Origin of the sequence: Bacillus sp. NPDC077411, from assembly GCF_044543425.1 — a bacterium.
Lineage (GTDB): Bacteria > Bacillota > Bacilli > Bacillales > Bacillaceae_G > Bacillus_A > Bacillus_A bruguierae.
The window spans coordinates 65,483-84,729 of the sequence record NZ_JBITWA010000010.1; the positions used below are offsets into that span (position 1 = coordinate 65,483).

Genomic DNA, 19,247 nt, shown 5'->3' on the forward strand with positions numbered 1-19,247 from the left:
ACCGCTACTTGTTGTCTCACTTTGTTTAAACCTTGCATGTGGCAGGGAAAGGCCCTGACCCCGCTTCTATGCATGGCCAGATGTTCTTGCCTGTCTAAAAAGAACAGGTTTTTATGTCGGTTTTTTAACTTATATTTCTATAAGTTAACCTTCATCTGTTTTGTTTATAGCATTATGGAAAATAATTTTGATACTTGTACCTTTGCCAACTTCAGAGTCTAGTTTGACAGAATGACCTAAATAGGAGCAAATTTTACTCACAATATATAAGCCCATACCAGTAGACTCTCCAAACATTCGTCCATTCTTTCCTGTATAAAACGGTTCAAATACACGGCGAATATCTTCCTGCGGAATACCGACACCTTCATCACGCACTTCTAAAATAATATCTTTTCCGCCTTGAACAGCAGATAAGAATACTTTTTTTCCTCTTTCTCCTGAATATCGAACCGCATTTGTCATTAACTGATAAATAATGAATTTCAGCCACTTTGCATCAGAAGCAACCATTAAATCAGAATGCACTTCTAAAACAGGAAAGACACCGTTTCGAATAAACAGCTCTTTTAAGCTATTTATATTTTTGGTGACCGCGTCTTTTAAAGAAATGGTTTCTACATGAAAGTCTTCATGGAAATTATTTAACCGTGCCATATATAATGCCATATCTAATCCTTGATTTAATTTTTCTAGCTCTTGTTTAAATTTTGGAATAAGATGTTCATCTTCCATTTCAAATACCATTAGCTGCATAACAGAAACGGGCGTTTTCATTTGATGTACCCATTGATTAATAAACATTTGATGCTCTTGCTGTTTTACTTCATATGCTTGCAATTCTTTTTGGAATAGACGATATTGTGTACGAACAAGTTCATTTACGCCATGCGGCATAGGAGCAGTTGCTCGCTCAATGAACGCATCTTCTATTTTGTCAGGCAGTTCACTTAGTCGTTTATATAATCTACGATTTCGAACGTATCGATAAGCAAGAAAACAAATGAATAGATACAAACTTAGTACAATAAAATAAAATTTATTGTTTTTAAACCCATCAACGGAATCATACAAAATGAAGATGATCCCAAAGTTTAAAATATAAAGAAGTAAAAAGCCAATGTGATCACGTAAAAATAACTTCATTCTCTATTCACTCCAAGTTGCGTTTAACCGATAGCCTAAGCCACGTACCGTCTCGATCGCATTTTCAATTCCGAGCTCAGTAAACTTTTTACGAAGACGTGTAATATTTACGTTTAGTGTGTTCTCTTCAACAAAGCTTTCATCATCCCAAAGTGCAGATAACAAATCTTCTCGGCCTGCTGTACGAGGATGTTTAGATAGAAGCATTTCTGCTAGAATTGCTTCTTTTTTCGTTAGTAATACTTGCTCATTCTTAAAATGAAGTTCTGGTCGTTCAGGATATAGTTTTAATCCTTCTACTTCAACAATACGTTCTGTCATACTTGGTGCATAGTCACCGTAAATGCGGCGTAATTGACCTTTAATTTTTGCCATCACTACATCATAGTGGAATGGCTTTGTAATATAATCATCAGCACCGCTTTCGATTGCCATAATTTGCTCCATTTCACCAGCGCGAGCAGAAATGAAAACAATTGGGCAAGTGGATTCATGACGAATTTGACGGCACCAGTAGAAACCATCAAACTTTGGTAAATTTACATCTAATAAAACAAGATGTGGTTTTGTATGATGAAATGAAGCCATAATATCATCAAAGTTATCTGCAACAACTGCTTCGTAACCGTATTTTTGAATGTGAGATTGCAGTAAAGATGAAATACTTGGATCATCTTCTATAATTAAAATCTTGTACATACGTAAATGCCTCCTCTAACTTTGTGTATATATAGTGTAACATTTGTTTTCTTCGTTTTCATTATGTTGAGGGTACCCCATGTATAAATTTTCTCAACGTAAAGAGTACCTATATTGCTAATGAATCTATTTAAAATTACAAACCATTAATTTACAATTATTTATGAACTTTAAATGCCTTAACAATATTTTATAGTAGAGGAGTCTATAAATGAAAAAAGCATGTTCCTTCTTGATGATTGTATGGGTGTGTATATTTGTATCTGCTTGTTCCAGTCAAACAAAATCAGAGACAGAAATGAAATCTGATCGTGAGAAAAATTCCACAACGTCTCAACCGAATGTAAAAGTTAAGCCTTATAAAGAACCATTAACTCAAGTAGGGGATAAAGCACAACATCCACTTGGAATGTTTGTCTTGAACCAATTGAGTGAACCAAATACGACTATTGAACTAGGACCGCTCAATATCAAAGTGGAGCGAATTAAAATCGTACGGAGCACAGAAGTAAGTGATATCGGAAAGTATAATTTAGAAGAACGAGGATTGAATACAGAGGAAATGAATGCAATTCAACTAACAACCACTTTAGAAAATACTTCGGATCAACCGCTTGATTTGGAGAAAGGTCCCATAAAAACACTAGTTTTAAGTAACGGAGAACAAGTAGATGTGTATAAAATGAGTGCAGATCCGAAAGAGCGGAGCTTAAAAGCAAGAGAAAAAATTAAATTTACGTTAATCTGTTTTCTATCACAAGTTCCAGGGGATTTAAAGGATGTAAAAGTGACTACAGACGTAGTGCGAGATAAAACGACCAATAATGAGGTAAGCGCTCTGAAAACCGTAGAGATTAAAATGTGAATAAAAAAGGGATGAACCAAGCCTACATGGCTTGGTTCATCCCTTTTTATTTTATAATTAAAATGTACAATAACTAACAACTGGACTAGATGAACCCGTTTTAATAAAATAATCAGGAGCATAACCATAATCTAGATCGCCGCGCCAATAATTATCATGTACCAAATCCCAAACTTTACTTCCATAGTAGGATTCACCATTAACATAGCAGTATAAAAAGAGGCTGTTCCCATCTGGAATATCTGTTTCAGTCCGCGTACCATTTATTGTTGGAGTGTTACGAAGATCCAAGCCTGCACCACCAGTTTTTTGAACTGGATAGAACCCCTGAGCATGGGATATATCCTGATTTGCAAATAAAACAGAACCAGCCACTGCTATTGAAGCTATTGAGAATGCAATCTTTTTAAACATGTCCTACCTCCTAATATATTTTGTTTAGTTTAATAGGGGATTTCCCCCTCATGCCTATCAAACTAAGATAGGTAAATATTTAATTTTTCTTGGTAAGCATGAGGGAGTATCCCCTGAAAATATATTGCTCTACTATAAAATACATATAAAAAATGGTAAAAACAACAATAAAAGTAAGATTTCGTTATTTCTCAACTTTCGTCTTTACTTATTATTCTCAAACCAGTTTTTAAACGTTTCTCGAGATTGTTCTCCTAAAATTCGATTCATTTCTTTTCCATCTTTATAAGAAATAATTGTAGGTGTCCCTTTTATTTGAAACATATTCCAACCATTTGGATAATCTTCTAAATTCATAACTTGCATATCAATATTCATATTTTTAGCCAAAGGAACTACAATTGGGGAAATTCTTGAGCAATGAGGACATGCTGGCTTGTAAAAATAAACAATTTTTGTTTTGTGATTTGAAATATCTTGTTGTAATTGTTCTGGTGTAATTTGATTTTCATAATAATTAATTGTTTCTACACTTGTTGTTTTCTCGCTGTTTGTTTCCTTATTTGTGATAAAAGTAATGATTACAAGTATCGAAAGAATAGTGATAGCAAAAATAAGCATTTTTTTCATATACTTTGTCTCTCCCCTATTTCATTTAATAAGAATACAATTACAAATGATAATGATAAGAAATGCTATTGTTATAAAGCCAAATTAAAAAATTGACATAAAACCCCTTTCTTTTTCGATGGAAAAGAGCATCTGGCCATGCATAGAAGCGGTCAGGGCTTATTTCTGCTACATGCAAGGTTTAAAACAAAAGGAGAAAGTAAGTAGCGTTATGTTGTATTCTGCATAACGGCGACTGATATGTCGGAAAATTAAAATGGATATATAGAGAACTTATAATTAAAATGAAGAGTTCAAAAGTTATTATAAATTATTGATTGATTATTTCGAATATTTTTTATGGAATATTTTTGGGATTGATATTGAGAAAATTTTCCTTACAAATATTAGCTTGCTATGTATTGATGCTCCCGCGGTTAGGTACAGTAGTGATGAAATTGACAAATTTAAGAAATGAATTTAATATTTAGATAAATATCTAAATGTCTAATTAATGAAAGGAAGAAAGACATTGAATCAAGCATTTAAAGCGTTAGCAGATCCAACAAGGCGCAAAATTTTAGACTTATTAAAAGAAGGAAACTTAACAGCAGGAGAAATTGCCGATCACTTCAACATGACAAAGCCGAGTATTTCTCATCACTTAAATGCGCTCAAAAACGCAGAGCTTATTCAAGATGAGAAAAAAGGACAGTTTGTTGTGTATTCATTAAATACGACTGTGTTTCAAGATTTGTTAACATGGGTGTTTACGTTTACGAATAGAGGAGAATAGAGGGGGATGGAAAGTGAGGAAGCATATTGTTCCATGGCTATTAATTTTTACAATCGCAATAGGCTGGTATATAGCCTGGCCGTATTTACCAGAGCAAATTCCAAGGCATTACAATATCGAAGGAGAGGTAGACGGATATTTTTCTAAAGTAAGCATTATATCTTTTTCGATGGGAAGTATGATATTTTTCTATATTGTTTGGATTTTCATAAGAAGAATTGATTTAACAAAAGGAGGGTATAAATACTTTGCTAAGGCCCTTTCAAAGATTAATTATATGATTCTTATCACCATATTTGGTTCTAACATATTGGGTATACTTCATTCCGTAGGTTATGATGTGAAAGGTTCTGTAATAGTCAATTTTGCACTTGGTACGCTATCGATTATATTAGGAAACTATATGCAACAAACGAAACCAAATTACTTAATTGGGATTCGCACATCTTGGACATTAGAGAATAAAGAAGTATGGCGCAAAACCCATCGATTTGCTTCGAAATCAATGGTAATCGCAGGCTTCTTTGTATATGCTGCGGCTCTTTTGAAAGACCCTATTAATTTATTTATTGGGGCAGGTATCGTGCTATTAGGTGCTATTATCCCGACGATAAAATCTTACTCTATTTATAAAAAAGAAATAGGATTAGAAGGCAAATCATAAAAGTATGGTAGAGGAGAAGAAACAAAATGAAGAAACACATTCTTGCCATTATATTTATTAGCATAACAATATTAGCTTGGATTATTTCTTGGCCACATCTTCCAGATACAATCGCTACGCATTGGAGCGGCGATACTCCAGATGGTTATTCCCCTAAATTAATTGGGATGTTGTTGATGGTTGGAATTATGATTGGAACTTATATATTACTAAATGTTGTTCCAAAGATTGATCCAAAGAAAGAGAATTATAAAAAATTCTCGAAAAGTTTTATGATGATCACTTACAGTGTCCTCGTTGTATTGTTCATCGCGAACATGGATATTATTGCAACTGGATTGGGCTATAATTTATCGATAAATCGTTTTTCAGGATTGCTTGTTGGTATTTTGTTTTTAGTGATAGGTAACTATCTGCCGCAATGTAAACCAAACTATTTCATCGGCATTCGTACTCCATGGACATTAAGCAATGAAGAAGTATGGCGCAAAACCCACCGTTTTAGCGGAAAAGTATTTATGATTTTAGGGATTATCATGTGCGGAAGTATTTTTGCTCCTGTTACTTGGGAATCATATATCATACTGACTGTTGCTTTAGGTGGTGCGGTCATCACAATGCTGTATTCTTATTTTGCTTATAAGAAAGAAATATTTTGATAATAACGTAAAACAAGGAAAGAGAGTAGCTTTCCTTGTTTTTATATGTAAATGGCTTTCACCTGAACTGCCGTGGATAGGCTCCAAGTTTTTTAGAATAAGAGACGCTGTTACTGTCCCATTGCGAACAGAACGAATCAATGGCAATAAATCATCTCAATGTTCTTTTATGTTTTTATATGAATTGTCCCGCCAATCATAAATTCCAAGTATGGTTGTTTTGAGGGCTTGTTAAAAATATAAATTTTATTTTTACCAATTGTTTTAATTTTAGGAAGAGAATTTAAAACACATTTTAATATGAAATATTGCATATTAAAATGTATTGATAAAGGTGTGTGCGCTTACTATAATAAAAGCATAAAGACGTAACACATCTTAATATTTAAAAAGAGGAGGAAATAATATGGCAATCGCAATGGCAGTTTTAAAATTTTTAGGTGGATTACTTCCATTCGTACAAGAGCTTTTAAAAGCATTTATGTAAGTTCATTATTTAGCAATTATGTATAGCAATTATTATACAAATGACCTGTATATCAAAGATGAATTGATGTGCAGGTCATTTGTGTGAGCAAAGTCCCTTATTGTAATGTAAAACAGGAGCGATTAGAGTGCCAATTATATGGAAAGCTAATCGCTATTTTTTTATGCTCCTCTACTATATTTAAAATGCGTCAACTTCTTTTGAAAAAGAAGAAAAGAGAATGAAACGAATATAAGCAATTAGAATGATTCAAGATCATTTATATTTGTTGTATCAAGCTATATAACAAAACAACAAGCATAAGGTATGAAAAAAAAGTTCTGTTTTAAAAGAGCATTTTCCCTAATATAAAGATATAATATTATATTGAAATAGTTATATTAAGGTGTAATCATAATATGAATCTTATATCAGTAATCTATTTATTATATTTTATTTAAATAACAACAAGGTTTTCGAAAAAAGACAGAAAGAAAAAAGCCACTTTTCCATTTAGAAGAGTGGCTTTTTTAAACCTTACATAAATGTAAGGTTTATGTAAGAGAAATAGATAGCCGGTTATTATTGAGAATGTTATAGTAGCAAGGTGCTTTGGAAAGAAATTCTAATATAATTTTTTATATAACAATTCAAATTGTGTAAGGAAGTGTGATCGTGGCAACAGTAATGATGAGATAGGATAAAGCGAGGGATATAGTAATGAAGACAGTGTTAGAAGCTAAAGATATTAGAAAAGTATATAATACCGGTGGAAATAAATACGAAGCGTTAAAAGGCATTAACTTGCAAGTGAAAGAAGGCGAGTTCGTTGGAATTATGGGGCCGTCTGGATCAGGGAAAACAACTTTATTAAATGTTCTTTCTACAATTGATAACACGACGAGCGGTGAAATTTTAATTGATGGAAATGATATTGTGAAAATGAATGATGATAAATTAGCGTTGTTCCGTCGTGATCACTTAGGGTTCATTTTCCAAGATTATAATTTATTAGATACGTTAACGGTAAAAGAAAACATTGCGCTCCCACTTGCACTATCAAAAGTAAAGACAAGTGAAATTGACCGCCGTGTTCTTGAAATCGCGAAAAAGTTTGGCATTGATCATATTTTAGATCAATATCCATACCAAGTATCTGGTGGGCAAAAACAGCGCTGTGCAGCTTCTCGTGCCATTGTTACAAATCCAAGTATGATTTTTGGAGACGAGCCAACGGGGGCGCTAGATTCTAATTCTGCAACTGATTTATTGGAGAGTTTGAAAGCATTAAATGAATATGACCAATCGACAATTTTAATGGTTACACATGATGCATTTGCCGCAAGTTATTGTAAGCGCGTTATTTTTATTAAAGATGGTGAGTTATTTAAAGAACTGTACAAAGGAGAATTAACACGCAAGCAGTTTTTCGAGCGAGTATTAGACGTAATGTCTACGATCTCTGGAGGTGCAGTAGATGACGTTATCTAGTATTGCCTTTCGCAATATAAAGCGTAACTTTAAAGATTATGCTTTATATTTTATGTCGATGATTTTTAGCATCGTTATTTATTTTACATTTGCATCGCTTCAATATAATACGCAAATGGAAAAAGCAGCGGAAGGATCAAAGAAAATTAGCGGTGCATTCCAAGTTTCTAGCGTGATGCTCATTATTTTCGTAGCGGTATTTATTATTTATTCCAATGGTTTCTTTACACGTAAACGGAAAAAAGAAGTTGGTTTATATTCTTTACTAGGAATTCGTAAACGCCAAATTGGGAAAATGTTGTTTTATGAGAATATGTTAATGGGGTTAATGTCGCTAGTAATTGGTATTGTAATTGGCAGCGTGCTGTCTAAGTTATTCCTTGAATTATTAGTAGGCTTGATGGGACTTGATTTACAAGTTCATTTTGAGGTGCCGCTAGCGGCGATTATAAATACAGTTATTGTATTCTTTTTTATTATTTTATACACGTCGTTGCAAGGATATCGTTTAATTTATCGCTTTAAACTTATTGAGCTGTTCCGTGCTGAGCGTGAAGGAGAACAAATGCCAAAAGAATCTATTATGATGGCATGTACCGCTGTATTCTTAATTGGATCTGGGTATTTCTTATCACTTATGTTTACGAAAGCTATTAAATACGCAGACTTCATGATGATCACATTTTATATTTTATTTGCGACCGTACTTGGTACGTATTTATTATTTATGTTCTTTACAGTTGTTGTTTTAAGAAGAACAAGAAATCATAAATCATCCTTTTATAATGGAATGAATATGGTAACAACATCTCAGCTTTTATACCGCATTAAAGGAAATGCAAAATCTTTGGCGACAATTGCTATTTTGAGCGCGGTAACATTAACGGCTGTTGGTACATCTGTTACAACGTATTATAATACATTTACTCAGGCGAAAGAGTTTGCGCCGTATAGTTTTTCTTATGAGAAAAAAGATGCCGCTTTCGAACAAAGGGTGAATGCACTCTTCGCAGAAGAGAAAAAGCATAATCCAATTACAGAGCAATTTGAAATTGAAATGGTTCCAGTGAAAGGGAAATTTACAGGCGAAAAAGCAGATATAAGTATGAATGTTCATTATATAATGACAGAGCGATATCAACTTGTATCGCAATCTGCCTTCAATACAATTGCGAAAAAAATGGATGTGGATGCGGTAAGTTTAACTGCTGAGGAAGCATTTGTATTTGATGGCATGTACAGCGAAGGACATGAATTTAGTACAGCATATAAAGGAAACAAAGTAGTGTTTCCTATTTGGAATGAAACGAAGACATTAACAATTAAAGGTGCTGAAGGTCGTAACGTTACGAATTTAGGAGAATTAGTCGTTGTTGTGCCAGATGACGTATACGAGCAGGCGAAAAAGACAGCTGAAACAAGAGTTGTTAAAAATATTAATGTGAAAAATGAGAAAGACAGTAAATCATTAACGGAGAAGTTAGTAAAGATTATGCCAAGAGAGTCTGAAACTGCATCGGTCTTTAGAGATTTCTATACAGGATTTAAAGGCGGAATGGAAGCAACGGGGATGATGATGTTTATCGGTGTTTTCTTAGGGCTTGTATTTTTACTTGCAACAGGGTCTATCATTTACTTTAAACAGTTAACAGAAGCAAATGCAGACCGTGACCGTTACGTCGTTCTTCGTAAAATTGGGGTAACGAAGCAAGAAATGAAGAGAGCAATCGCAAAACAGATCTTCTTTATCTTTGCGATTCCATTGCTAGTTGGAATTTTGCATAGCTTATTTGCGTTAAAAGGATTATCAAATTTATTACCGTTTGAAATTTTAATTCCATTATTAATGAGTATTGGAGTATATAGTGTTATCTATATTGGCTATTACTTTTTAACAGTTCGTTCTTACTTGAAGATTGTAAGTGAAAAGTAGTAGAAAAAGGAGTTGATCAAAAAGTAGACTTTTTGGTCAGCTCCTTTTTTGCTAAGTATGTATGTCGTATTATTTATCTGTTACAACTGATGCAATATACGGTAAGTTACGGTATTTCTCAGCACAGTCGATGCCGTAGCCAACGATGAATTCATCCGGGATCACGAAGCCGACATATTCAGCTGTTAAATCAACTTTACGGCGTTCTGGTTTATCAAGAAGCGTACAGAATTTTAACGTTTTTGGTTTATGCATCAAGAAATGGTCTTTTAAGAAATGAAGCGTTAAACCAGAATCAATAATATCTTCTACTACGATTACGTTTTTATCAGTAATATTTACATCGATGTCTTTTAGTAACTTCACTTTTCCAGTTGTTGTTGTTTGGTTTCCATAGCTAGATGCAGAAATGAAGTCAATTGTTACATCATTTTTAATATGGCGAATTAAATCTGCTGCAAATACGAAAGAACCTTTTAATACAGCAATCACAAAAATTTCTTCTCCTTCAAAATCACGTTCAATTTGCATTGCTAATTCTTTTACTTTTTCTTGCAGTTGTTCTTGTGAGATTAAAGTGTCTTTTATTTGAATATCCATTGAAAGCCTCCTACATTATAAAACTTATGAACAGTTTGACTGTAAAGGATTGATAGGAAAAAGTCAAAAAAGAGAGTACTTACTTTAAATGGAATGTACATAATATTTAGAATATAATAGAGTAAAAAGGCAGGTGAACTATGCGGAAACTTATAGCGAGTCTTGTTCATATTTGTTTGCTGATGGTGACATTTACGATGTTAGTCTGTCTGCCAACATTATTTGTAGATGGAAAAGATGTAGGATTTTATGTGAAACCGTTTCTCTCCCAAATTGCAAATGTTTTCTCTTCGATATTACATCCTTCGCAGCTAAAGATGACCATTGGAACGCAAGTAAGGACCATTCCGGATCATGTAGAAGTATTTGCGGTGCAAAAAAGAGAATACCCGCTCTTTCCTGTTGTGATAAAGCCTTATGTATATTCAATTGGACTTATTTTTGGCGCATTTGTTGTATCCGTTTTGTTAGCGGTTATCAGTAGTATAGGAACTGCTATGCTGCCAAGAAATATTCGCATAATAATAGAGGGATTTGTATCCATTCTTAAAACAGTTCCAGATGTTTTTTTTATTTTCTTTATGCAGCTTCTCGTCATAAGTGTATATCGAAATATAGACTTTTTAGTATTGAATCCAATTTCTACAGAACAAAATCCATCCATCGTACTACCGATCCTCATTCTCTCTCTTTTACCAACTATCTCATTATTTCAACTGCAACTATTACTTATCCGTGAGGAGCAAAAGCAAGATTATGTTACTTTCGCAAGAGCGCGAGGCTTTAGTGAAATGTATATTTTATGTAAGCATATTTTTCGTAATGTTATTGTTTCTGTTATGAATCACGTGCAATATATATTGCTAGTTCTCGTGACAAATTTGCTCATTTTTGAATATCTGTTTCATGCAAAAGGGATATTGTCCATTATAATGAGCGGTCAAGATCCAGCGGTCATTGTGTATTTGCTTTTTCTTTTTATCGTACCTATTTATGGAGTCGTTCTATTTCTACAATGGGGAAAGGAGAAGATGTATGCATAGGTACTTCCATATTATATTTGTTACCGTTGTTTTTCTTTTGCTTCTTATAAGTTTTTTCCTGCCATATGTCCAGCATGAACCTGCGGTGAAACAATATCGTTATGATGAAAGTGACACACTTGTAGAAGCGGCACCATTCTCTCCATCTCGTGAGTATTGGTTTGGAACAGATCGAAGAGGAGAAGATTTATTTTATAAGATAATGGACGGGGCAAAATATACGATTTTCATTGCGTTATTTGTTGCGGTTGTAAGAGTCATTGTATCGCTATGTATAGGTTTTTTAATGAGTAATGTAAAAAGAAAATCAGCTTTCTTCCATCACTTTGTGATGAATTTGCAGTTATTTCCGCAAACAATATTTTGCTTTTTCTTACTCACTCCTTTCGTTATGTATGAAATACGGACAGAACAGGTCGTCACAAATATTCAATTATTATATATACAAATTGCTGTGTTCATTCTCGTTGCCGTTCCGAGTTTAACACGGTTATTTCAGCAAGAAATTCAGCAGCTTTGGCAGAAGGAATATGTGCAAAGCTCATTCTTATTGGGTGGAAGTAAAGGGCATGTATTTCGAACGCATCTTATTAAAGCATTAGGCCCACAAATTGTATTTCAAGTTGGAGAGCAAATGGTACAAGTGCTCCTTCTTATGCTGCATTTGTCTATTTTTAAATTGTTTCTCGGAGGAACGAAGATTGTTTCCGGACAAACGCACGATGAATTTAATTTGTATTTCCCATATTTAAACGAATGGTCCAATTTAATTAGCTATTATTATGTAGAGCTCATGATTGAACCAAGAATTATTATGATTCCAGTTCTGCTTTATATGATTCTATTATTTTGTATGACGAAAATTGTGAATGGGTATAAGGAATTACAGTTTGAGAAAGGAAGATTGTAGGAAATAAAAAGCAAATATCTCTTTATATATGAGTTAAAAAAACAACATCAAAACCCCTTTCTTTTTAAGGGAGGACGAGAGCATCTGGCCATGCATAGAAGCGGTCAGTGCCTTTTTTTGCCACATGCAAGGTTTGAAACAAAAGGGGAAAGTAAGTAGCGGTCATGTTGTACTCTGCATAGCAGTGATTTACATAAGATTGTAAGCGGAATTTTTATATTTATATATCCTTATTGACTATTATAACCTTACAAAAATGTAAGGTTTTTTGTAAGGTAAATCGATAGTTTAGCGGTATTATTTTGAATAAACTTATCTATGTAAGACACACACATTTTAGGGAAAAAAGACGTTAGGCACTACAACTGAAAGGAGAAAGAGAATGGAGAAGCGCTCAGCGGCTCTTGCTTTATTATTAGAGAATGACGCGATTATGTTGGCTAATAATAAGGATTGTACAACTGTAATTGATCGGCAAGAAAGACCAGTAGATTCATGCGATAAAATAGTATGGTACAAATGGAATGAGAATTACAAAGAGAACATAAATGAGCAATATCACATAGGGTATGATGTGCATAGAGTTGTTTTATGGAATGAGATGAAATCTTGGATTCATAGGCAAAACGGTAAGGATAATTTTGAAAGCAGCCGCGCACTCCATTCTCAAACTCCTGAAATGGTAAGAAACAGAGAGTCACATTAGGAAAGTAATTTAGAAAACTGAGACACAAAAAAAGATTGCTGTTTAAGCAATCTTTTTTTGTGTCACCTGACAATTCTTTTAACAATTGTCAGGTTGTTTAGGTTGGCTAGATAAAGATTCCGTTAATGCTAAATTGACTTGGAACCTTGTTTAACGATTTAGGATTGGAGTCCCTGTTTTTTGTTGTATTCTAGCTCTTTTGCTCCGCGATGGGCCAATATACAGCATATGATGCAGCAAACAGTTGCTGCTAGTAATACATAGAAACCACCGTTCCATCCTACCTTGTCAACCATTACACCAAAGAGGGTAGTACCTAAAGATGCACCTAGAATGTAGCTCATAAAACCTCGCAAGCCAACTGCAGAGCCAACGGCGAAAGATGGAACTACCTCCATAGTTTGTACTGAAGCTAGAAACTGTGGAATGTAAATCAAGCATCCAATAATAGCTGCGAAGATAGTCACCCAATGTAAAGATGTGCTTTGCCAGTAACCAATGATACAGATAAGTATCATTGTCATAGCAATGATTGCAGGCGGCATACGGTGCCCTTTGAATAACTTGTCTGATAGATAACCAGCCAGAAGAGTAGAAGGAATAGCTGCCCATTCAAAGAATAAAAAGGCAACACTCATCTCTTCTTTAGTGAAATGTTTTACATGTAACAAATAAATAGGCAACCAGCTTATGATGCCGAAACGAACCATGTAAACGAAGACATCTACGAAGGAAACGAACCATGCATTTTTGTTAAATAAAACATAATTCTTAAAAATCTGCCAGGCACTCATGTCTACTGGCGGTTTTGAATCAGCGCTTTGTTGCACTTTCGAATCGGATTCGTCCTTGATAATTTCGCTTAACGGAGGCAAGCCCTCACTTACCGGTGAGCCTTTAATAAGGGTTAGTATTACCAATGCCATAACAATGGCTATAGCAGCTGGAACTTGGTAGCTTGCCGTTTGCCAGTGATTGGAGCCTAACATAGCAAAACTCATACCAACGATAGGTGCTACGATACCTCCACCTATATTGTGAGAAATATTCCATATAGCACCGATAGTTCCTCTTTCTTTACGAGGAAACCAATTTGCAATAGTAATAAAGCTAGGACCAACTCCCATTCCTTGAAAAAATCCATTGAAAACAACGAGAATTGCAAACATCCAAAATGCCGTGCTGAAGCCCATCATAATATTGACCATAGCGCACAGAAGTAAACCAAGCGCCATATACCTTTTAGGATTAGCTTTGTCGGCTAAACTACTCATCAAACCCTTACTAACTCCATAAGCGATAAGCATGGAACTGCTTAATAAACCTACTTCTGTAGCACTAAGGTTGAGTTGTTCCTTCAGATAAGGAGTAGATAAGGCAAAATTGTTACGTACTATATAGTAAGCTATGTAACCTAAGAACACTCCTAGTAAAGATTGTAGTCGGAAAAGCTTATAGGTTTTTTGAACCTGATCTGGTGCTATTTTTGTAGTAGCAATTTTAGGTTTCAAAAATGAGAACATACTATCTACCTCGATTTCTTTACTTTGATTTACAGAAAAAACTTAGACTAGCATGAAATTTAGTATTTCAATAGAGTGCCAGTTTGGTGAAGACGTTTTCAACAATACTTGTGTTACATCGTTCCCCCTTTGTTACATTATCTTATATGTCAATTCGGTAAACTATCAGTAAATATCTGATTTTATGTAAGATAAAATAGTAGGGTCTGTCAGAAATTATCTTACAAACAATATTCATACCTATATAAATCTGTTTTCATTTTCCAACATATAAGTCGGTGGTATGCAGAACAAAGTATGCCCGCTACTTGCATTCTCCCTTTGTTTTAACCTATGCATGTGGGTAGGGAAAGGACCTTCATTCTATGCATGGACAGATGCTCCGCCTTCCTAAAAAGAAAGTGGTCGTTTTTTATTTGTATGTATATAATTTCTGTCACAACTCTGACATGAAAAGTAGTGTTGTATACAATCTTCCATAGATTTCGCGGATCGTTCTGAAGTAATATATAAATATAAATTTCAAAAACCTTGAATCAAGCAGGATTCGGTAAATCGGATTCAATTAGGGTAGTTTCACATAATACATAAAGTGAAACGTCCATCAGTGGGGGAAACTTCATTTCCCGCTGATGGAAAGCTCTCACCAATCGGGTTTTTACGGGCAGTTATTCCTGCCTGCAAGAATGGAGGAAAGTATGATAAATTGGTTGAGGCTTTTTTTAATATTACTTATTACTATACTTACAATAGGATGTCAGCATGAGCGTTCAAGCCCTCAAATTGTTTTCTCCGAATCTGATACCATGCCTGTTGGTTCACAAGACGACAAGCCCTCACCTGTACGGATCGCAATTTCAAGTGTGTTATCAAAGGCTGATACAATTATGTACTATAGGAAAATAGCTAACTATATTGGAGAGAAGCTCCATAGACCCGTAATTCTAATTCAGCGCAAGAGTTATAATGAGATTAGTATGTTGATGATAAATGGAGGTGCCGATATAGCCATCCTTTCAACAGGAGCATATATTACCTACAGACATGTTGAAGGGCTCGAAGCAATTGCCATGCAAGAGCGAATGGGAGTTCCATATTATTATGGTTATGTCGTCGTACACCGGAAAAATGAAATATCCAGTATAAATGATTTGAGAGGGAGAGACGTTGCTTTTACCGATCCAACCAGTTATTCCGGATATATTTTTGTGAGGAAAAAATTAGCTGAATTAAGTGAAACGCCAGAACATTTCTTTGGTCGTTATGTTTTTACATATAATCATGAAAGCTCACTAAACGCTGTGATAAATGGGGTTGTTGATGCTGCAGCTGTTGATAGTTTAGTCTTTGAGCGCACCAAACTTAAAAATCCAGAACAGATTAAGGATTTGAAAATTATTGCAAAAACAGAACCGATTGGTACTGGTCCTGTTGTCATCAACAGTAATTTACCTGATGAAGAGAAGCGAATTATCAAAGAAAGTTTCATTTCTATGCATGAACAAGAAATAATAAAACCAGCATTTCATGGATTGTTCATTGATCGCTTTGTTCCATTTGAACCAAAGCTATATGAGGGTCACCTATGAAATGGATGAATAAATTACAAATAAACCAGAAGATATTTGGAGCTATACTCGTTTCGTTACTCTTTCTCGCTCTAGTATTGGGATGTATCATTTGGGAATCACTCACAAAAATTATGACAGAGGATTTAAAAAAACGTGGGATGAATATTGCCGAAAATATTGCGGCATTGTCCTCGGATTATGTTTTGACTGACGACTACTATTCGATTCATCTTCTCATTACCCGGGCACAGGAAGCTAACAAAGATGTTCGTTATATACTGGTCATTAACAATAATAATGTTCTTGTCGGAAATACATTCTCAAAACACCTACCGAAAGGAATATTAAACGCACATAAGCCTGATGGTATCAATACCGAAAATTACGCTATTCTAACTTCAGATGAAGGAAATATCCATGACATACTTGTTCCAATCGAAGAGGGAGATGTAGGATTTGTTAGAGTGGGAATGGCAGAGAAACAGGCGAAAAGCTATATTTTTACTAAAATAATAGAATTGGTTTTTGCTACATTTTTGGTCTGTATGGGAGCGGCAGGTATAGCTTATTATGTGACTCGTATTATTACTCGACCAATCAATAGTTTAGTTGATACAGCAGCAGGCATATCGGCCGGTAATTTATCTTTAAGGGCTAAAGCAGTGGGGGACGATGAAGTTGGAAAACTAGCACGGGCTTTTAATGAAATGGCCGACAATCTGATTAGTTCCAGCACTGCAGTAGAAAAATTATTGAAGGAACTTCAAGAAAAGGACGCCCTTCGAGATACGTTGATTTTGAAACTATTATCCGCGCATGAGGAGGAGAGAAAAAGAATTTCTCGTGAACTTCATGATGAAACAAGCCAAGCCCTTACTTTTCTAATGGTTACAATGCGCATTTTGGCTAATGAAGCTAAAGATGCCGAGCAACAAGAATTGCTTAATGCAAGCCGAGAGACAGCAGCCGGTATTTTACGAGAAATTAGAGATTTAGCGGTAGAATTAAGGCCACCCATCCTTGATGATATGGGGTTAATTCCCGCATTAAGAAAATATGTAAGAAAGTTTGAAGAAAAATTTGCCCTTACAGTAATTCTACATGTTCCTGATGATGACGCCTTCGTCATAGATAGTCATACTGCTGTAGCACTATATCGAATCGTTCAAGAAAGTCTTACTAATGTAGTGAAACATACAGTAGCAACTGAGGTTGTGATTAACATGGAGATAAGGGATTGTTCTATCGAGTTAAATATTCATGATAACGGTCACGGTATAAATGAGAATGATTTTGAAAAAGCTCGCCAGCAAAATCGAATCGGAATATATGGAATGAAGGAAAGAGCAGAATTATTAGGTGGTTCATTTTTTATCAGAACTCACAATATCGGTGGAACTGAAGTTATGGTGTCGATCCCATTAAAACAGAGAGAAGGGTGTCAAGATGGAAAAGACAATCAGCATAATGCTAGTTGATGACCACGCTTTAATGAGAGCGGGTTTAAAACTACTATTACAAAAAAGGCCATCTTTAAAAGTTATAGGTGAAGCCTCTGATGGATTTGAAGCACTCCGACTTTACGACAATTTAAGGCCCGATATTCTGATATTAGATATATCTTTGCCACGCGTAGATGGAATTCAGGTTCTAACAGAGGTTAAATTACGTTATGAACAAGCGAAAGTCATAGTGCTTACCATGCATGAAGATGAGGATTATATAACATTAATCATGAACGCGGGAGCTTCAGGTTATGTTCCTAAAGCAGCTGTAGATGAAGAATTATACAATGCTATTGATTCCGTTATGGACGGGTACATATACCTTCGTCCAAAGGAAATTTCAACTATGCTAAAAAAAATACAAAACGAAACAGATTCTCGAAATCCGTATGTAATTTTGAGTCCACGTGAACGAGAGGTATTGCAACTTCTTGTTCAAGGTTTTTCAATGTCTGAAATTGCTCAAGAATTAACGATCAGTATAAAAACGGTTGATACTCATAAGACGAGAATGTTGAACAAACTTAATCTTTCTAAAAAAAGTGAACTTGTTCAATATGCTATAAAGTATAATTTAATAAACATGATATAGCGGGATAATGTTTGTTATAAAGTAAAACTTCCATCAGTGGTTTTTTTCATCCCCACAGATGGAAGTTTCATGTTATCTACAATATTTTTCTCTTAAAGCTAGTATATAGTCTACAGATTGTTGAACACCTTTTTCTTGATCTTCAAGCATTTGTTCTAATAGATGTTCAGGTGGATAATAGTAATCTGCTGTCTTCAGAACATTTAAGTCATATGGAGGATTTTCTACTTTGAATGCTCCCGCGCCGACTTCATATACGCCTCCAGTTCCTTTTGGACGTTTAAATGGAGCTACATATGGAAAACACATTTCTACATTGATTCTTGTTAGTGTTGATTCATTCACTAATATTTTAAAGCATTCTTCTAAGTCGATATTTCCAGTTCCTGCTGGGACCCCACAAACTATATGATCTTCACCGTCATGAATGACAATATGATCTTTAAAATGAGTTGTGTAGGCATACGGAGCTAACTTTCTTACTGCTTCAACTGGATCTTCCCATGCCATCATTCCATTTCCTAAATCACAATGTGCTCCAACCCAAGGGCTATTCACTTCTTCAATAATTTTAATTACTTCAGCTGTTGTTTCTTCTTCGTGGTTTTCAACACCAAGTTTAATTCGATATTTTTTTAATAATGGCACGACTTGTTTAAGTTCTTCAGGAGCTTTAGCCATCTTTTCAGCATCGTATTCGCCTACACAAACGTAAGTACGGATGACATCTGCACCAATTTGATTTGCGATGTCTATTACTTTTGTTAAATGCTCTATATCTGTACCTCTTGTATCAATTTCAGCGTATAAACCATATTTTTGAATTTCATCTCGAACCTTTTTCAAGTGATCAGGCTCGTTCCCGCCAAGCACTCCCCACTCTGGATGTAAATGTTTGTCTGCCTCATTTGTAATAATATTAATTTGTACCCCGTCCAATCCGAGTTCAGCAGTTTTTCTTATAAAGTCAAAAATATCCATACGTTTGTTGTGAAAGAATAAATGATAGCTTTCTGTTTCTAATCCAATTTTCATGATAATCTCACCTTTCCTAT

The 19,247-nt window shown here is 34.8% G+C and carries 19 protein-coding genes and 3 pseudogenes; 14 read left to right on the forward strand and 8 right to left on the reverse strand.

What is annotated here, in order from left to right:
• Positions 1-144: 144 nt before the first annotated feature.
• Both ACIGHG_RS14385 and ACIGHG_RS14390 read right to left on the reverse strand, forming a co-directional pair.
• Positions 145-1,146: a sensor histidine kinase gene (locus ACIGHG_RS14385; protein ID WP_396549042.1), complete on the reverse strand. Its 1,002-nt coding sequence runs from the start codon at positions 1,144-1,146 to the stop codon at positions 145-147.
• Positions 1,147-1,149: 3 nt separating this feature from the next.
• A complete protein-coding gene (locus ACIGHG_RS14390; RefSeq protein WP_336473601.1) occupies positions 1,150-1,845 on the reverse strand; it encodes a response regulator transcription factor in 696 nt (231 codons plus the stop codon).
• 235 nt (positions 1,846-2,080) lie between these two features.
• Here ACIGHG_RS14390 and ACIGHG_RS14395 point away from each other — a divergent pair, with 235 nt between their 5' ends.
• Positions 2,081-2,710 carry a hypothetical protein gene (locus ACIGHG_RS14395; protein WP_396549044.1) on the forward strand — a complete coding sequence of 210 codons (630 nt, stop codon included), beginning with the start codon at positions 2,081-2,083 and terminating at the stop codon, positions 2,708-2,710.
• A 57-nt stretch (positions 2,711-2,767) separates the two neighbouring features.
• Here ACIGHG_RS14395 and ACIGHG_RS14400 read toward each other — a convergent pair whose 3' ends face one another.
• Both ACIGHG_RS14400 and ACIGHG_RS14405 read right to left on the reverse strand, forming a co-directional pair.
• Positions 2,768-3,124, reverse strand: a complete 357-nt coding sequence (locus tag ACIGHG_RS14400; RefSeq protein ID WP_336473603.1) for a hypothetical protein — start codon at positions 3,122-3,124, stop codon at positions 2,768-2,770.
• A 204-nt stretch (positions 3,125-3,328) separates the two neighbouring features.
• Positions 3,329-3,754 carry a thioredoxin family protein gene (locus ACIGHG_RS14405; RefSeq protein WP_336473604.1) on the reverse strand — a complete coding sequence of 142 codons (426 nt, stop codon included), beginning with the start codon at positions 3,752-3,754 and terminating at the stop codon, positions 3,329-3,331.
• Positions 3,755-4,265: 511 nt separating this feature from the next.
• Between ACIGHG_RS14405 and ACIGHG_RS14410 the strand changes: the two genes are divergently transcribed.
• Genes ACIGHG_RS14410 through ACIGHG_RS14420 form a run of 3 tightly spaced genes read left to right on the forward strand, consistent with a single transcriptional unit; the run spans position 4,266 to position 5,852 of the window.
• Complete coding sequence (locus ACIGHG_RS14410; RefSeq protein ID WP_090916650.1) at positions 4,266-4,529, forward strand: autorepressor SdpR family transcription factor; 264 nt, start codon at positions 4,266-4,268, stop codon at positions 4,527-4,529.
• A 13-nt stretch (positions 4,530-4,542) separates the two neighbouring features.
• A complete protein-coding gene (locus ACIGHG_RS14415; RefSeq protein ID WP_396549047.1) occupies positions 4,543-5,193 on the forward strand; it encodes an SdpI family protein in 651 nt (216 codons plus the stop codon).
• 26 nt (positions 5,194-5,219) lie between these two features.
• The gene (locus tag ACIGHG_RS14420; protein ID WP_396549048.1) at positions 5,220-5,852 is read left to right on the forward strand and encodes an SdpI family protein; all 633 of its coding nucleotides are present in this window, start codon (positions 5,220-5,222) and stop codon (positions 5,850-5,852) included.
• 67 nt (positions 5,853-5,919) lie between these two features.
• On the opposite strand, the pseudogene ACIGHG_RS14425 reads toward ACIGHG_RS14420, so the two are convergent.
• Positions 5,920-6,127 (reverse strand): annotated as a pseudogene (locus ACIGHG_RS14425) (Tn3 family transposase); the annotation flags it as partial.
• 25 nt (positions 6,128-6,152) lie between these two features.
• Here ACIGHG_RS14425 and ACIGHG_RS14430 point away from each other — a divergent pair.
• From ACIGHG_RS14430 to ACIGHG_RS14445, 4 genes and pseudogenes are all read left to right on the forward strand, one after another.
• A pseudogene (locus tag ACIGHG_RS14430) lies at positions 6,153-6,339 on the forward strand (hypothetical protein).
• Between the two features lie 104 nt (positions 6,340-6,443).
• Positions 6,444-6,622, forward strand: a pseudogene (locus ACIGHG_RS14435) (IS4 family transposase); the annotation flags it as partial.
• A 416-nt stretch (positions 6,623-7,038) separates the two neighbouring features.
• The gene (locus tag ACIGHG_RS14440) at positions 7,039-7,809 is read left to right on the forward strand and encodes an ABC transporter ATP-binding protein (protein ID WP_336473607.1); all 771 of its coding nucleotides are present in this window, start codon (positions 7,039-7,041) and stop codon (positions 7,807-7,809) included.
• Entirely contained in the window at positions 7,796-9,742 is a 1,947-nt protein-coding gene (locus ACIGHG_RS14445) for an ABC transporter permease (RefSeq protein ID WP_396549050.1), read from the forward strand. Before ACIGHG_RS14440 ends, ACIGHG_RS14445 begins: the two co-directional genes overlap by 14 nt.
• Positions 9,743-9,811: 69 nt before the next feature.
• Here ACIGHG_RS14445 and hpt read toward each other — a convergent pair whose 3' ends face one another.
• Positions 9,812-10,342, reverse strand: a complete 531-nt coding sequence (gene hpt, locus ACIGHG_RS14450) for a hypoxanthine phosphoribosyltransferase (RefSeq protein ID WP_336473609.1) — start codon at positions 10,340-10,342, stop codon at positions 9,812-9,814.
• 140 nt (positions 10,343-10,482) lie between these two features.
• On the opposite strand from hpt, the gene ACIGHG_RS14455 reads away from it, so the two are divergent.
• The 3 genes from ACIGHG_RS14455 (at position 10,483) to ACIGHG_RS14465 (ending at position 13,001) form a co-directional block, all read left to right on the forward strand.
• The gene (locus tag ACIGHG_RS14455; protein ID WP_396549052.1) at positions 10,483-11,385 is read left to right on the forward strand and encodes an ABC transporter permease subunit; all 903 of its coding nucleotides are present in this window, start codon (positions 10,483-10,485) and stop codon (positions 11,383-11,385) included.
• Positions 11,378-12,295 (forward strand): peptide ABC transporter permease, encoded by a 918-nt coding sequence (locus tag ACIGHG_RS14460; protein WP_396549054.1) that lies wholly within the window; start codon positions 11,378-11,380, stop codon positions 12,293-12,295. The genes ACIGHG_RS14455 and ACIGHG_RS14460 overlap by 8 nt, the downstream gene beginning before the upstream one ends.
• Positions 12,296-12,677: 382 nt before the next feature.
• A complete protein-coding gene (locus ACIGHG_RS14465; protein WP_336473612.1) occupies positions 12,678-13,001 on the forward strand; it encodes a hypothetical protein in 324 nt (107 codons plus the stop codon).
• 158 nt (positions 13,002-13,159) lie between these two features.
• On the opposite strand, the gene pgtP is transcribed toward ACIGHG_RS14465, so the two are convergent.
• Complete coding sequence (pgtP, locus tag ACIGHG_RS14470; RefSeq protein ID WP_090916630.1) at positions 13,160-14,524, reverse strand: phosphoglycerate transporter PgtP; 1,365 nt, start codon at positions 14,522-14,524, stop codon at positions 13,160-13,162.
• Between the two features lie 698 nt (positions 14,525-15,222).
• Here pgtP and ACIGHG_RS14475 point away from each other — a divergent pair.
• Genes ACIGHG_RS14475 through ACIGHG_RS14485 form a run of 3 tightly spaced genes read left to right on the forward strand, consistent with a single transcriptional unit; the run spans position 15,223 to position 18,192 of the window.
• Positions 15,223-16,113 (forward strand): substrate-binding domain-containing protein, encoded by an 891-nt coding sequence (locus ACIGHG_RS14475; protein WP_396549056.1) that lies wholly within the window; start codon positions 15,223-15,225, stop codon positions 16,111-16,113.
• Entirely contained in the window at positions 16,110-17,573 is a 1,464-nt protein-coding gene (locus ACIGHG_RS14480) for a sensor histidine kinase (RefSeq protein WP_090916626.1), read from the forward strand. Before ACIGHG_RS14475 ends, ACIGHG_RS14480 begins: the two co-directional genes overlap by 4 nt.
• Positions 17,542-18,192 carry a response regulator gene (locus tag ACIGHG_RS14485; protein ID WP_396549059.1) on the forward strand — a complete coding sequence of 217 codons (651 nt, stop codon included), beginning with the start codon at positions 17,542-17,544 and terminating at the stop codon, positions 18,190-18,192. Before ACIGHG_RS14480 ends, ACIGHG_RS14485 begins: the two co-directional genes overlap by 32 nt.
• 72 nt (positions 18,193-18,264) lie before the next feature.
• On the opposite strand, the gene ACIGHG_RS14490 is transcribed toward ACIGHG_RS14485, so the two are convergent.
• Positions 18,265-19,227: a sugar phosphate isomerase/epimerase family protein gene (locus tag ACIGHG_RS14490; RefSeq protein ID WP_396549060.1), complete on the reverse strand. Its 963-nt coding sequence runs from the start codon at positions 19,225-19,227 to the stop codon at positions 18,265-18,267.
• Positions 19,228-19,247 lie beyond the last annotated feature (20 nt).

What these genes read in the sequence shown, in the direction of transcription:
- ACIGHG_RS14490 (WP_396549060.1), bottom strand. Translation starts at nt 19,227, where the DNA reads ATGAAAATTGGATTAGAAACAGAAAGCTATCATTTATTCTTTCACAAC.
- ACIGHG_RS14455 (WP_396549052.1), top strand. Translation starts at nt 10,483, where the DNA reads ATGCGGAAACTTATAGCGAGTCTTGTTCATATTTGTTTGCTGATGGTG.
- ACIGHG_RS14440 (WP_336473607.1), top strand. Translation starts at nt 7,039, where the DNA reads ATGAAGACAGTGTTAGAAGCTAAAGATATTAGAAAAGTATATAATACC.
- pgtP (WP_090916630.1), bottom strand. Translation starts at nt 14,524, where the DNA reads ATGTTCTCATTTTTGAAACCTAAAATTGCTACTACAAAAATAGCACCA.
- ACIGHG_RS14390 (WP_336473601.1), bottom strand. Translation starts at nt 1,845, where the DNA reads ATGTACAAGATTTTAATTATAGAAGATGATCCAAGTATTTCATCTTTA.
- ACIGHG_RS14385 (WP_396549042.1), bottom strand. Translation starts at nt 1,146, where the DNA reads ATGAAGTTATTTTTACGTGATCACATTGGCTTTTTACTTCTTTATATT.
- ACIGHG_RS14485 (WP_396549059.1), top strand. Translation starts at nt 17,542, where the DNA reads ATGGAAAAGACAATCAGCATAATGCTAGTTGATGACCACGCTTTAATG.
- ACIGHG_RS14420 (WP_396549048.1), top strand. Translation starts at nt 5,220, where the DNA reads ATGAAGAAACACATTCTTGCCATTATATTTATTAGCATAACAATATTA.
- ACIGHG_RS14400 (WP_336473603.1), bottom strand. Translation starts at nt 3,124, where the DNA reads ATGTTTAAAAAGATTGCATTCTCAATAGCTTCAATAGCAGTGGCTGGT.
- ACIGHG_RS14465 (WP_336473612.1), top strand. Translation starts at nt 12,678, where the DNA reads ATGGAGAAGCGCTCAGCGGCTCTTGCTTTATTATTAGAGAATGACGCG.
- ACIGHG_RS14395 (WP_396549044.1), top strand. Translation starts at nt 2,081, where the DNA reads ATGATTGTATGGGTGTGTATATTTGTATCTGCTTGTTCCAGTCAAACA.
- hpt (WP_336473609.1), bottom strand. Translation starts at nt 10,342, where the DNA reads ATGGATATTCAAATAAAAGACACTTTAATCTCACAAGAACAACTGCAA.
- ACIGHG_RS14405 (WP_336473604.1), bottom strand. Translation starts at nt 3,754, where the DNA reads ATGAAAAAAATGCTTATTTTTGCTATCACTATTCTTTCGATACTTGTA.
- ACIGHG_RS14475 (WP_396549056.1), top strand. Translation starts at nt 15,223, where the DNA reads ATGATAAATTGGTTGAGGCTTTTTTTAATATTACTTATTACTATACTT.
- ACIGHG_RS14445 (WP_396549050.1), top strand. Translation starts at nt 7,796, where the DNA reads ATGACGTTATCTAGTATTGCCTTTCGCAATATAAAGCGTAACTTTAAA.
- ACIGHG_RS14460 (WP_396549054.1), top strand. Translation starts at nt 11,378, where the DNA reads ATGCATAGGTACTTCCATATTATATTTGTTACCGTTGTTTTTCTTTTG.
- ACIGHG_RS14480 (WP_090916626.1), top strand. Translation starts at nt 16,110, where the DNA reads ATGAAATGGATGAATAAATTACAAATAAACCAGAAGATATTTGGAGCT.